13 protein-coding genes are annotated in these 13,012 nt (G+C 68.8%); 6 read left to right on the top strand and 7 right to left on the bottom strand.

Annotated features, from left to right (window positions below; translation table 11 throughout):
• Together KJ554_06945 and KJ554_06940 are read left to right on the top strand one after the other, a co-directional pair.
• A partial coding sequence (locus KJ554_06945) for a hypothetical protein (protein MBU0742063.1) occupies positions 1-341 on the top strand: 341 nt, incomplete at its 5' end.
• Positions 338-1,261 carry a dihydroorotate dehydrogenase gene (locus KJ554_06940; protein ID MBU0742062.1) on the top strand — a complete coding sequence of 308 codons (924 nt, stop codon included), beginning with the start codon at positions 338-340 and terminating at the stop codon, positions 1,259-1,261. The genes KJ554_06945 and KJ554_06940, both read left to right, overlap by 4 nt.
• Here the strand turns inward: KJ554_06940 and KJ554_06935 are convergent.
• The 5 genes from KJ554_06935 to KJ554_06915 are packed head-to-tail and all read right to left on the bottom strand — an operon-like array spanning position 1,258 to position 6,262.
• Positions 1,258-2,334 (bottom strand): hypothetical protein, encoded by a 1,077-nt coding sequence (locus KJ554_06935; GenBank protein ID MBU0742061.1) that lies wholly within the window; start codon positions 2,332-2,334, stop codon positions 1,258-1,260. The genes KJ554_06940 and KJ554_06935 overlap by 4 nt on opposite strands.
• 32 nt (positions 2,335-2,366) lie before the next feature.
• Positions 2,367-3,497, bottom strand: coding sequence for a DegT/DnrJ/EryC1/StrS family aminotransferase (locus KJ554_06930; protein MBU0742060.1), 1,131 nt, complete (start codon positions 3,495-3,497; stop codon positions 2,367-2,369).
• On the bottom strand, positions 3,494-4,816 hold the full coding sequence (locus KJ554_06925; protein ID MBU0742059.1) for a UDP-glucose/GDP-mannose dehydrogenase family protein: 1,323 nt from the start codon (positions 4,814-4,816) through the stop codon (positions 3,494-3,496). Before KJ554_06925 ends, KJ554_06930 begins: the two co-directional genes overlap by 4 nt.
• Complete coding sequence (locus KJ554_06920) at positions 4,813-5,829, bottom strand: GDP-mannose 4,6-dehydratase (protein MBU0742058.1); 1,017 nt, start codon at positions 5,827-5,829, stop codon at positions 4,813-4,815. Before KJ554_06920 ends, KJ554_06925 begins: the two co-directional genes overlap by 4 nt.
• Positions 5,830-5,842: 13 nt before the next feature.
• The gene (locus tag KJ554_06915) at positions 5,843-6,262 is read right to left on the bottom strand and encodes a CoA-binding protein (GenBank protein ID MBU0742057.1); all 420 of its coding nucleotides are present in this window, start codon (positions 6,260-6,262) and stop codon (positions 5,843-5,845) included.
• A 113-nt stretch (positions 6,263-6,375) separates the two neighbouring features.
• Here KJ554_06915 and KJ554_06910 point away from each other — a divergent pair, with 113 nt between their 5' ends.
• From KJ554_06910 to KJ554_06900, 3 genes are all read left to right on the top strand, one after another.
• On the top strand, positions 6,376-8,520 hold the full coding sequence (locus tag KJ554_06910) for a (Fe-S)-binding protein (GenBank protein MBU0742056.1): 2,145 nt from the start codon (positions 6,376-6,378) through the stop codon (positions 8,518-8,520).
• An 84-nt stretch (positions 8,521-8,604) separates the two neighbouring features.
• Positions 8,605-9,648, top strand: coding sequence for a nitronate monooxygenase family protein (locus tag KJ554_06905; GenBank protein ID MBU0742055.1), 1,044 nt, complete (start codon positions 8,605-8,607; stop codon positions 9,646-9,648).
• A gap of 59 nt (positions 9,649-9,707) precedes the next feature.
• Positions 9,708-10,046 carry a nucleotide-binding protein gene (locus KJ554_06900; protein MBU0742054.1) on the top strand — a complete coding sequence of 113 codons (339 nt, stop codon included), beginning with the start codon at positions 9,708-9,710 and terminating at the stop codon, positions 10,044-10,046.
• Between the two features lie 68 nt (positions 10,047-10,114).
• On the opposite strand, the gene KJ554_06895 is transcribed toward KJ554_06900, so the two are convergent.
• Positions 10,115-11,077 (bottom strand): electron transfer flavoprotein subunit alpha/FixB family protein, encoded by a 963-nt coding sequence (locus KJ554_06895; protein MBU0742053.1) that lies wholly within the window; start codon positions 11,075-11,077, stop codon positions 10,115-10,117.
• A 14-nt stretch (positions 11,078-11,091) separates the two neighbouring features.
• Positions 11,092-11,874 (bottom strand): electron transfer flavoprotein subunit beta/FixA family protein, encoded by a 783-nt coding sequence (locus KJ554_06890; GenBank protein ID MBU0742052.1) that lies wholly within the window; start codon positions 11,872-11,874, stop codon positions 11,092-11,094.
• Positions 11,875-12,069: 195 nt separating this feature from the next.
• Here KJ554_06890 and KJ554_06885 point away from each other — a divergent pair.
• Positions 12,070-13,012: FAD-dependent oxidoreductase (locus KJ554_06885; protein MBU0742051.1), on the top strand; the 943-nt coding region annotated here is incomplete at its 3' end.

The raw sequence follows: 13,012 nt of genomic DNA, 5'->3' as shown, positions 1-13,012 counted from the left end.
GGGCGTTTGCCGGCACGGTGCTCGCCCTGGCCGCGAGCGTGCTGGAAACGGACGCCGAGCACCGTCGCGTGCTGGCTTGCGGGCCGCCGGCCCTGCTGCGTGCCGCGGCCGAACTGGCGCGCCTGCGCGGCTGGGAGTGTCTCGTCTCGGTCGAGGAGCGCATGGGCTGCGGCTACGGTGTCTGCCGCAGCTGTGTGGTGCCCCGGGCCGATGGCGACGGGTATGTCACCGCCTGCAAGGACGGCCCGGTGTTCGACACCGCTGTCGTGAACCTGGCAAGCTCCGGTCGGGCGGCGGTGGCCAACGGCTGCGGCTGCGCGGAAGGGGTGGACGAATCGTGAGCCTTCTGCCCGCATGGCTGCCCTTCGATCCCCGCGACGAGTTTCGGCTCGGCCCACGCGTCTTTCCCGGCCGTGTCTGGACCGCCTCCGGATGTTTCGGCTACGGGCTGGACGGCCACGACATCACGTCGCCGGGCGGCGGTTCGCCCCTGGATGGCGTCGGCGCGGTGGTCACCAAGACGGTCACCCTTGCACCCCGCCACGGCAACCTGCCGCCGCGCATCTGGGACGCTGGCCCAGGCGCGTTGAATTCCATCGGGCTGGAGAACGTCGGGCTGGACCGTTTCCTGGACGAGATCGCACCCGCCCTCGAGGCGAACGCCGTGCCCTTCGTGGCCAGCATCGCCGGTACCGAGCCTGCGCAATTCGGCGTGATGACGCGCCGCCTGCGCGAGACGGCGGCCGGTTTCGCACACTGGCACGGCGTGGAATTGAACCTGAGCTGTCCCAACGTGGCCGAGGGCGGCGTCGATTTCGGTCGCGATCCGGCGACGGTACGGGCCTGCGTGCAGGTGGCCGCCGGCGAGACGGGCGATCGGGCCCTGCTGGCCAAGCTCACCCCCAACGCGGCCTGTATCGCCGAACTGGCGCAGGCGGCGGCCGATGGCGGCGCCCACGGCGTGACGGCCATCAACACCCTGATCGGCATGGATATCGACCTGAACACGGGACGCCCCGTGCTGCCAGGCCGCCGCGGCGGCTACAGCGGGCCGGCGATTCTGCCGGTGGCCCTGGCCAAGGTGGACGAGATCGTGCGGGAGACGGGACTGCCGGTCGTGGGCGTGGGTGGGATCCGCAGGCTCGGGGACGCGCTCAAGTTCTTCGCGGTGGGCGCGGTGGCGGTGCAGGTGGGGACCGCTCAGATGGACAATCCCTTCGCCGCGGCGGCCATCGCCTCGGCGCTTTCCGCCACGGACTAGAGGTCATCCCGGGGCAGGGCGTACTCGTCCAGGTCGTCCTCGTCGTCGTCCGGCTCCAGCTCCTCGAGCACGCCCTCCTTGAGGGTCGGTTCCCGTTCCTGGCCGAAGGGGTCGGCGTGATCGTCGGGTAGACCGTCGGGGAAATCCGCTTCCAGCAGATCGATCAGGGACGAGGTGTTCTGCAGCAGCTCCTCGGCGAGGCGCACGCCCAGGTCGGCCGCGGCCCTGGCGTCGCCCTTGACCACGGCCTGGGTCGGTGCGCAGCCCGAACGCGACCCGATGGCGCCGGTGATGATCAGGTTGTCGTCGTTGGCCTGGGCGAGCACGCCGACGGGGCAGTCCTGATCGGAGCGTATCCTCTCGCGGAAGGCCAGCTCGCCCAGCATCTCCTGGTGCGACTGGGCCGAATCGACGGCTGCGGCCATGGCGATGGTCTGGGTGTCGTCCGCGCGTGCGAGCAGGGCGATCAATCCCTGACCGGCCCCGGGCAGCATCATCTCCGGGAAGAAGATCTCCGAGACCAGGTCCTGCACGCCCAGCCGTTCACCGATCGCCGCGGGGATGGCAAGGCATTCCACCTCGTCCTGTTGCAGGAAGGTCGTCAGCGCGGCGACCGTCCCGCCCCGCAGCAGCACGGGCTTGAGATGGGGCCAGAGCATGGAAATCTGCGTCTGGGAACGGTGGCTGAGCACGCCGACGCGCGTGCCTTCCGGCAGGTCGTCGGCGATGATCCCCTGCTTGTGCAGCAAGGCGTCGTAGGGCGTATCGCGTTCCAGGACGGCGGCGATGGCCAGGCCGTCGGGCATGGGCATTCTCAGGTCCTCGGCGCAGAGATCGACGATCTGGTACTTGCCGTCCAGCAGCTGCTCCTGCAGGAACGAGACCTCCGCGGGCGAATGGGTGCTGTAGAGCTCCATGGCCCTCTCGCGATGGGCCGTGGGATCGGCCACGGTGACCATGTCGAAGAGGGCCTTGGGATGCGCTCGGCGCAGTCTCTCGATGACGATCTGCGTCTGGGCCCGGTTGAGCCGGCCGTCGAGGGTGCCGAGGGTGAATGTGTCGGTGCTCTTCACGGACTCCTCTCCCGATTCATGCGGCGTGAGGCTCAGACGCCGCATTCGTCCAGATGTCTGCTCACCAGATCGCCGATCCTCCGCGCGGTGTCCACGGGCAGGGCGGGGTAGATGGGCAGCGTCAGGATCTGCTCGCCGGCCGCCTCGGCGTGGCGCATCTCGCCGTGGCGGCGGCAATATTCCGCCAGCTCGTGGCGATGCAGGGGTGGGGCGTAGTAGATGCCGTAGTCGATCCCGGCCGCCTTCAACCGCGCTTCCAGTCTGCCACGTTCGGGCACGCGAATCCAGTACTGATGGTGCGTGACGCGCAAACCGCCGCCGGGTGCGTAACCGGAGAAGCGATTGGCCGCCGGGATGGTCTCGTCGTAGATGGCGGCGGCGCGGTCGCGGTCGGCCTGTTCGTCGTTGAAACGGGCCAACCGGATGCGGATGGCCATGGCCTGGATCTCGTCGATGCGGCTGTTCCAGCCGGCGCAGAGCCTGCCGTCGATGCGCACCGTCTCGTGCCCGCGCAGTTTTCGGATGAGTGCGGCGTCGACGGTCTCGCGGCAGATCACCAGGCCGCCGTCGCCGATGCCGGGCAGATTCTTGGTCGGGTAGAAGCTGAGGCAGGACATGCGACCGAAGGAACCGCAGGGCCGTCCCCGATAGAGGGAGCCGAAGGCCTGGCACATGTCCTCCACCACGTCCAGGTCGTGCTCTGCGGCGGTCGCCAGCAGGGGATCCATGTCGCAGGGTACGCCGAAGATGTGCACCGGCAGGATCACGCGCGTGCGGTCGGTCACCGCGTCGGCCACCAGGGCGGGACGCAGGTTGAGATCGTCGGGGCCGATGTCCACGAAGACCGGCGTGCCGCCCAGGCGGATCACCGCCTCGATGGTGGCCACGAAGGTGTAGGGCGTGGTGATGACCTCCACGCCCGGCCTGATACCCGACAGTTGCAGCGCCAGGTACAGCGCCGCAGAACCGGAGGCCACGCCCACCGAGTCGGCGCCGCCGCAGGCCGTGGCCATCTCGCTCTCCAGCGCGCGGACCTCTTCGCCCAGGATGTAGTTGCCCGTGGACAGGATGCGGTCCATGCCTGCGAGGATCTCGTCCTTGCAGGGGATCATGGGCGAGACCAGGTCATATCGATCGACGCGACGCATCATTTCCTCTTTCATGCCGGACTCCCCCCCGGGGGGCGTCCGAAGGAACGGTATTCGATGCCGTGCTCGGCCATCATCTCGTGGTTGTAGACGTTCCGGCAATCCAGGAAGCGCCTGCCGGCCATCAGGGCGGCGGCGCGCGACAGGTCGAGCTGGCGGTACTCGTTCCATTCGGTCACCAGCAGGGTCAGATCGGCGCCTTCGACGGCGTGGTAGGGACCGTCGCAGTACAACAGATCGGGTCGGATCCCGCGGAAGTTGTCCATGGCCACCGGATCGTGCACGCGCAGGGTCGCGCCCGCCTCGCTCAGCAGGTCCACCAGGCGGCGCGCTGGCGCGTCGCGGATGTCGTCGGTGTTCGGCTTGAAGCTCAGTCCCAGCAGGGCCACCGTCCGGCCCTGCAGGTCGGGGAGCAGATCGCGCGCCTTGGCCATGGCGACGTCCGGCAGGGCGGCGTTGACGGCGATCGCCGCGCGCACGATGGACATGTCGCCGCCCGCCTCCCGGGCGATGTGCACGATGGCGTTGGTGTCCTTGGGCAGGCAGGAGCCGCCGAAGCCCAGACCGGCGTGCAGGAACTTCGGGCCGATCCGCTTGTCCAGCCCCATGGCCCGCGCCACCAGCGAGACGTCGGCGCCCACGTGGTCGGCGAGCTGGGAGATCTCGTTGATGTAGGAGATCTTCACGGCCAAAAAGGCGTTGCAGGCATACTTGATCAGCTCTGCCGACTCGATGCTGCCGTGCACGATGGGCGTCTCGAGCAGGTAGAGGGGCCTGTAGATCTCGCGCATGATCTTCTCGGCGTGCGCGCTCTCGGTGCCGATGATCACGCGGTCGGGACGCATGAAGTCCTCGATGCTCGATCCCTCGCGCAGGAACTCGGGGTTGCTGGCCATGTCGAACGGGATGGGTTCCGGCTGGGCGCCACGGATGGCGCGCTCCACCTTGCGCGACGTGCCCACCGGCACGGTGCTCTTGGTCACGATCACGTAGGATTTGCGCATCAGCCCGCCGATCTCCTCCGCCACGTTGAGGACGTAGGTGAGGTCGGCTTCGCCGGTGTCGGACATGGGCGTCTGCACGGCGATGAAGATGACGTCGGTGTGTTCCATGGCCTCGGCCAGGGAGGTGGTGAAGAAGAGGCGGCCGCCGCCGACATCCTTGGCGACGAGGCGGTCCAGCCCGGGCTCGTAGATGGGCATCACGCCCGCGTGCAGGTCGGCGATGCGCTTCTCGTTGATGTCCACGCACCAGATCTCGTGGCCGAAATCGGCCAGGCAGGCGCCCGATACCAGACCCACGTAACCCGTTCCTATCATGCAGATACGACTCATTCGGCATACTCCCTGGTCCACTGCAGCAGTTCGCGCAGCGTATCTTCGAGTGCGCCGGACGGCTGCCAGCCGGTGGCGCGGTTGAGCTTTCCGCTGTCTCCCACCATGTAGGGGACGTTCGAGGGACGGAATCGCGCGGGGTCGGGCTCAACCCCGATCTCAGATTCCGACGCTGCAAGGAGGATGTCCAGCCCCTTTTGCATGGACACGCCCGCGCCCGAGGCGATGTTGTAGATCTCGCCGGGCTCGCCCTTTGCGCGCAACAGGCGGTAGGCCCGGATCACGTCCCTGACGTGCAGATAGTCGCGCAGGGGGGACAGATCGCCCACACGCAGGACGGGCTCCTGCTCGCCGCGTTCGACCGCGACGATCTGCCGCGCGAACGACGGGTAGGCGAAGACGGTGGACTGTCCCGGCCCGGTATGGGCGAAGGGGCGCGCCAGCACGACCGGGAGGTCGAAGGAGAGCGCGTACTGCCGACAGAGCAGCGTCTGGGTCACCTTGGAGACGCCGTAGGGCGAGATGGGATTCAGGGGAGCCGACTCGTCCAGAGGGGTCCTGGCGCCTGACGGCCCGTATTCCTCCGACGAACCGACCGCCAGCACCAAGGGGCGGTCAGCCGCGGGCAGCGCGCGCTGGGCCTCCAGCAGCCGCAAGGCCCCCGTGACGTTCACGTCGAAGGTGAGAAAGGGTTCCTCGAACGAGAGCGCGGCCGAACTCTGGGCGGCCAGGTGGTAGACCGACCCGGGCCGGAACTCCTCGAGCAGGCCGGCCGCCGCACCTTCCGCCGCGAGATCCAGGTCCCGGAAACGCCAGGTGCCGTCCTCGCCCGCGTAGGTGGCCGTGCCGCCGCCGTCGGTGCCGGTCAACGCGAACGCGCCGAGCTGCGCCGGCGCACATGCGGGGTCCGGCACGCGGCCCACGCCCAGCACCTCGCAACCATCCCGCAGCAGGTCCGCGACCAGCCAGCCTCCCACGAAGCCGTTGGCGCCGGTGACCAGTACCCTCTCCATCCTCATCCTCCGCTCAGCCGTTGAGCAGGCGCAGCCATTCCTTGTAGATGCAACGGTCCATGATCACGTCCAGGCCGGCATTGCGGGCTGCCCTGGCGGCGTCCTCGTTGACGACGCCCTCCTGCATCCAGACGGTCCCGGCGCCGACGGCGATGGCCTCGTCGACGACCGGCGGCACCGTCTCGCTGCGGCGGAAGATGTCCACCACGTCGAGCGAACCCGGTACATCGGCCAGGCTCGGGTAGACCTTGACCCCCAGAACCTCCTCGAGCATGGGATTGATGCCGACCACCTCGACGCCCAGGCCCACGAGGAATCTCGTGATGCCGTGGCTTGCGCGTTCGGGCTTGTCGGAGATGCCGACCACCGCCACGCGTTTCATGTCCCGCAGGATCGCGGCCACACGGTCGTCGGGCGTGCCGTCGGCGTGCATGGGAGCTCCGGATTCGTTCATGGTTTCCTCCCCGGCCAAGAAAAAACGGGCCCGTCCCGCCGGATCCCGTCGCCGTGTCGACAGCCCGCTGAATCTACCGGGAGCGGCCCTTGATGTCCAGCATTTCGCGGCCTCGCCGGGCGCGGTCCTGCGGGACGGCCATTTTAGACTTTTCCGGCGAACCCGGCGTTGCTACCTTCGACGTGTACGACACGTCGCCGCACGCCACAGCCAAGGATGGAGCCATGAACCCCGTCGTGATGACCCTGCTGCTGCTCTCCGCGCTGGCCTTTTTCGTCGACACCATGGCCGGGCGCATGTGGCTGCTCAAGGCGGCCGCAGGGGACGCCCGCTGCGATCGTCCCGGCGAGCGTCTGCGCCGCCTGTTCACGATCGGTTTCGGCCAGAGGCGCCTGCTGTACGAGCCGGCCGCCGGCTGGATGCACCTGTGGATCTTCTTCGGCTTTCTGGCCGTCTCCATACGCACCGTCACCCTGATCGGGCGCGGCTTCGCTCCCGACTTCAACCTGCCTCTGTTCGGCGGCTGGCCGGGCCTGGCCTACGCCGCACTCAAGGACGCCTTCGAGGTGGTCGTGCTCTGCGCGGTGTCGTTCGGCATCTGGCGGCGGCTGTTCGTGCGCCCGGCGCGGCTGCACCTGAGCCTCGAGGCCGTGGCGATCTTGCTGTGGATCGGCGCCCTGATGGTCACCGACCTGCTCGGCGACGCGGCGCTCTTCGCCCTGCAGCCCGCCCACCGCGAGGCGGGCTGGGCCTTCGTGGGCACCGCCCTCAGTGGCCTGTTCGAGGGCGCGCCCGGCACAGCGCAGGCCTGGCTGGCCTGGATGTACTGGAGCCACGTCGTGCTGGTCCTGGCGTTCCTCAACTACCTCCCGTACGGCAAGCACTTCCACGTCCTGACGGCCCTGGTCAACGTGTACACCATGAAGCTGGACCCGCCGGCGGTCGTGCAGCGGATGGAATTCGAGGGGCGCGAGAGCTTCGGCGTCGGCAAGCTCGAGGACCACGGCTGGCGCCGCATCCTGGACATGTATACCTGCACCGAATGCGGGCGCTGCACCGTCCACTGCCCGACCGCGACCACCGGCAAGGCGCTGCGGCCTCGCGAACTGATCACCGACCAGCGCGACGAGCTCTATGCGCTGGCCAGGCAGATCGAGGTCGTGGGCAAGCTGAAGCACGCGGGGCGGGCCGAACAGGCGGCCGCGGCGTCGGCGGGCATCGCGCGCGTTCCCCTGGCCGGCGGCGTCATCGGCGACGACGTGCTGTGGGCCTGCACCACCTGCGGCTACTGCCAGACGGTCTGCCCGGTGTCCATCGAGCACGTCGACCACGTGATCGACCTGCGCCGTCACCTGATGATGATGGAAGCCCGCATGCCGACGGAGTTCGCCGCGGCCATCAAGGGCCTCGAGACCAACTCCAATCCCTGGAACGTGGGCGCCGCCGCGCGCGAGGACTGGATCGGCGAGCTGCCGGTGCCCCGGCTGCGCGACAAGGGCGGGGCGGAGTACCTGCTCTTCGTGGGCTGCGCCGGATCGTTCGACGAGCGCAACAAGGACGTGCTGCGCGCGGTGTGCCGCCTGCTCCTGAAGGCCGGCGTGGACTTCGCCGTCCTGGGCACCGACGAGGGGTGCTGCGGCGACCCGGCGCGGCGGTCCGGCCACGAGTACCTCTTCCAGATGCAGGCGCAGCAGAACGTGGCGACCTTCAAGAAGCACAGGGTGCGCAAGGTCGTCACGGCCTGCCCGCACTGCTTCAGCATGATCCGCAACGAGTATCCCCAGTTCGACTGGGAGGCCGCCGACGTGATCCACCACGCGCAGCTGCTCTCGGAGCTGATCCGCGACGGCAAGCTGAAGGTGAAGACGGGTGTCGGCGCGAAAGCGACCTATCACGACAGCTGCTACCTGGGGCGGCACAACGGCGTCTACGAGGCGCCCCGCGCGGTGATCGACGCGCTGGGCGTCGACCGCGTGGAGATGTCCCGCCACGGCCGCGACGGCTTCTGCTGCGGCGCCGGCGGCGCGCGGATGTGGATGGAGGAGTCCGAGGGCACCCGCATCAACCACAACCGCGTGGACGAGGCCGCCGCGACGGGCGCCGCGGAGGTCTGCACCGCCTGCCCCTTCTGCCTGACCATGATCGGCGACGGCATCAAGGAGACCGACCGGGACGAGCGGCTGCGGGCGCTGGACCTCGCCGAAATGGTGGAGCGCTCCTTGACCGCGCGAATCTGAATTGAACTTGCCAATCAGGATCGACACGGTATGATATAACCGCCCCTCGAGCCGGGGGGCGGTTTCCTTCACCCGGAGGCGATGATGGCGTACTACGATCCGGTCGCGTCGACGGCTCGTCTCGACAGGCTGTGGGCCAGGGGACAGGCTTTTCTGGGCTGCGAGCTGCCCATCCTGTGCGGCGCCATGACCTGGATCTCCGATCCGCAGCTGGTCTCGACGGTCAGCAACATGGGCGGCTTCGCGTCGCTGGCCGGCGGCAACATGCCGCCGGAGATGTTCGCGGACGTCATCGACGAGACCCGCACCCTCACCGATCGGCCCTTCGCGGCGAACATCATCGTCATCGCGCCCAACTACCGGGACCACCTGGAGCTCTGCTGCGAGAAGAAGCTGAGCCACATCGTCTTCGCCGGCTCGATCCCGCGCCAGAGCGAGGTGCAGAAGGCCAAGGACAGCGGCGCCAAGGTCGTGTGCTTCGCCTCGACGGCCTCGATGGCCAAGCGGATGATCCGCTTCGGCGCCGATGCGCTGGTCCTGGAGGGCAGCGAGGCGGGCGGCCATATCGGCCACGTCTCGACGACGGTCCTGCTGCAGGACATCCTCTTCGACTACGCCGACGAGCTGCCCATCTTCGTGGCGGGCGGCATCGCCCACGGCGCCATGATCGGCCATCTGTGCATGATGGGCGCCGCCGGCGCCCAGCTCGGCACCCGGTTCGTGGTGGCCGAAGAATGCCAGGCGCACCCGAAATTCAAGGAAGCCTTCATCAAGGCCCGCGCCCGCGAGGCCATCTCCACCCCCCAGTACAGCTCCAAGCTGCCCGTGGTCGCCGTGCGCGCGCTCAGGAACAAGGCCATGGATAGGTTCGGCGACCTGCAGATGGAACTGCTGGAGAAGCTGGCTCGCGGCGACATCAACCGCGTCGACGCCCAGTACGAGGTGGAGAAGTACTGGGTGGGCAGCCTGCGCGACGGCGCCGTCGACGGCGACGTCGAACGCGGTTCGCTGATGGCCGGCCAGTCCGTGGGCCTGGTCCACGAGATCCAGCCCATGCGCACCATCCTGCAGCAGCTGGTGGACGAGGCGGACGCGGCGGTGGGGCGGGCGGCGGAGCGCATGCGTTGATGATCGCAGCGACTTGACGAGTCATCGGCGGTCCGTCGCAATCACTCTGGCAGAAGTACATGCTGCGGGGAAGAGACATCAAGTTCGCGATCGTGCTGTTGTCGGCCGACGACATCGGCGCAGCGAGACGACAGTACGATGCAGAGGGCGTCGGCGAAAGGGCGCTCCAGTTCCGTTCCAGGCGGAATGTCATCCTGGAATTGGGTTTTTTCTACGGCCTTCTTGACTGGCGACACGTCTTCGTCCTGCTGAAAGAGGCTGCCGAGGTCTATCCGAACCTCGAATTGCCTCCCGATCTGAGCGGTGCCGTCTACGACCGGATCGAAGACGCCGGCCAATGGCGCGACGTCCTGCGCGACAAGCTCGGGGAAGCGGGTTTTCGTCTGGCTTCGGGGTGAACCGAACCCCGTGCATGCAAGAGGCGGACCGCATGCGCGGTCCGCCTCACGTCTCTTGGGGATCAGAGCTAGTCCAACGCCTCCACCGCCTCCTTGAAGGCCGGCAGCACCTGGAACAGGTCCGCCACGATGCCGTAGTCGGCCGCCTTGAAGATGGGCGCGTTGGGGTCCTTGTTGATCGCGACGATGCACTTGCTGCTGCTCATGCCCGCGAGGTGCTGTATGGCGCCGCTGATCCCGGCCGCCACGTACAGGTTTGGGGAGACCGTCTTGCCGGTCTGGCCCACCTGGTGGGAGTGGTCGATCCAGCCGGCGTCCACGATGGCGCGGCTGGCGCCCGCCGCGGCGCCGAGCGCGGCGGCCGTCTCCTCGATCAGCTTGTAGTTGTCGGCTTCCTTGATGCCGCGCCCGCCCGAGACGATGCGTTCGGCCTCGGTCAGCTCGATGCGGCCGGCGGCTGTGGCCTTTATCTCCGTCACCGAGGCCTTGGGCGCGAAGGCGTCCAGGCCCGGGTCGAAGGTCTCGGCCGCGGCCTCGGCGCCGCCGCCCTCGCCCAGGGTGAAGGCGTTGGGCCGGATGCCGACCACGGCGGTCGGCGACGAGAAGGTGACGTCCGTGTAGCACTTGCCCGCGAAGATGGGCCGGCGGACCTTGAAGCCGCCGTCGTGGTCGAGGCTCACGCTGTCGCTCAGGCAGGCGCAGTCCAGGCGCGCGGCCAGGCGCGGGCCGAGGTCCTTGCCAAGCGAGGTCACGCCCAGCAGGATCAGGTCGGGCTCGTGCGCCACGCAGAAGGCGGCCAGGGACCGGCTCCAGGCCTCGCTGTTGTACCTGGCGAAGTGTTCGCCGGTGGCGGTGAAGAGCTTGTGGGCGCCGTGCTTCCCGGCAGCCGCGGCGTCGGCCTCGCCCAGCAGCACGCCCCACACCTCGCCGCCGGCGGCGTCGACGATCTCGCGGGCCCGGGTGATCATCTGCCAGGCCACCTGCTTGATCTGGCCGTCGCGCTGCTCGATGAAGACTGCGATGTTCGGCATGTCGGTTCTCCCTGTCAGATGACCTTGGCTTCCTCGCGCAGCAGACGCACAAGTTCCCTGGCGGCGGCGGCGAGATCGTCGTTCTCGATGATCTTGCACGCGGCGCGGGGCGCGGGAGGCGTGTACGTCGTGATCTTGCTCAGGGCGGCGGGGACCTCGATTCCCAGGTCCGCACAGGCGAGCGTCTCCTGCGGCTTGGCGCCGGCCTTCATGATGTTGGGCAGGCTCGGCAGCCGGGGCTCGTTCAGGCCCTTCTGGCAGGTGATCACCGCGGGCAGCTGGCCGGCGACGATCTCGGCGCCGCCCTCGATCTCGCGCGTCGCCGTGAACGTGCCGTCACCGAGCTCCAGCTTGTTGACCACTGCGGCGTGTCCGCAGTCGAGGAGCTCCGCGATCATCACCGCGACCTGTCCCGCGTCGTCGTCGATGGCCTGCTTGCCGGCCAGGATCAGGTCGTAGCCGTCGCGCTTGATCACCGCGGCCAGCACCTTGGCGATCTGCAGGGGCTCGGCGTTCTCCAGCGCGGGCTCGTCGATGCGGATGGACCTGTCGCAGCCCACGGCCAGGCAGTCCTTCTTGATGGACTCCATGACCCGCTCGGGGCCGACGGTGATGGAGGTGATCTCGGTGTCGCCGCCCAGGCGCTCCTTGATCCGGACCGCCTCCTCTACTGCGTAGGCGTCGTAGGGGTTCAGCACCCGGGTGAAGCCGGACCGGTCGAGCTCGGCGGCCGGGCCGGACATCGTGATCCGGGTCTCCGAGTCGGGCACCTGTTTCACGCAGACAGCTATCTTCATGGGTCCTCCCGGGAATCATGGGACCTTCGCACGAGTCCGCGAGCGTGGTCCGCACGATCCCGCGGTTTCTTGGTGGCTCCGCACTCGAATGATAGGAAGCGGGTGGTGGGGCGTCAATCGACGATCCGGTCCGGCGCTGGCATTCCCCGCGCGGGTCGCCTATGATCCAGGCGAACACATTCCCCGGAGAGAGACATGACCGAACGCACCTGCGATCTCGTTGTGATCGGCGCCGGGCCCGGCGGCTACGTGGCCGCCGCCCGCGGCGCCCGGTACGGCCTCGACACCGTGCTGGTGGAGAAGGACGACCGCCTCGGCGGCACCTGCGGCCTGCGGGGCTGCATCCCGACCAAGGCCCTGATCCAGTCGGCGCGGACCTGGGAGCTGTGCCGCAAGGGGGCGCGCACCTTCGGCGTGACCGTCGGCGAGGCGGCCTTCGCCTGGGACAAGGTTCTCAAGCGCAAGGACCTGGTGGTACGCAAGGTCAGCCTGGGCGTCGCCGCGCTGGTGGAGCGGAGCGGGGTCGAGGTGGTGCGCGGCCACGGGCGGCTCGACGGCCCCGGCCGCGTGGTCGTCGCGCGCGAGGGGGAGGATCCGCTGACGATCACGGCCGCCAAGGTGATCCTGGCCACCGGCTCGACCACCTCGCGCATCCCCGGGATCGAGCCCGACGGCGCGCGCGTCCTGACCAGCGACCACCTGCTCTCCATCTCTGCGGTGCCGGACTCCCTGATCATCCTGGGCGCCGGCGCGGTGGGCGTGGAGTTCGCCGACGTCATGAACGCCTTCGGCTGCCGGGTCACGCTGGTGGAGATGCTCGAGCGCATCATCCCCCTGGAGGACGCCGACTGCTCCGCCGAGCTGGCGCACGCGCTCGGGCGCAAGGGCGTGAAGATCCACGCCGGCCACCGCGCCTCGGACGTGTCGGTCGGCGCCGACGGCGTGAGCGCCAGGCTCACGGACGTCGCCTCCGGCGAGGAGGTCACCGTCACCGCGGAGAAGCTGCTCGTAGCCGCCGGCCGTCGCCCCGTGACCGACGACCTGGGACTGGACACGGTCGACGCCGTGGTCGACCGCCGCGGCTTCGTGCAGGTGGACGGCCTGATGGAGACCGCCGTGCCCGGCCTGTTCGCCATCG

The sequence above is a fragment of the bacterium genome, from assembly GCA_018814885.1.
Classification (GTDB): domain Bacteria; phylum Krumholzibacteriota; class Krumholzibacteriia; order LZORAL124-64-63; family LZORAL124-64-63; genus JAHIYU01.
Note: the sequence above shows the minus strand (reverse complement) of the source record. Positions and strands in the feature narration are given on the sequence as shown.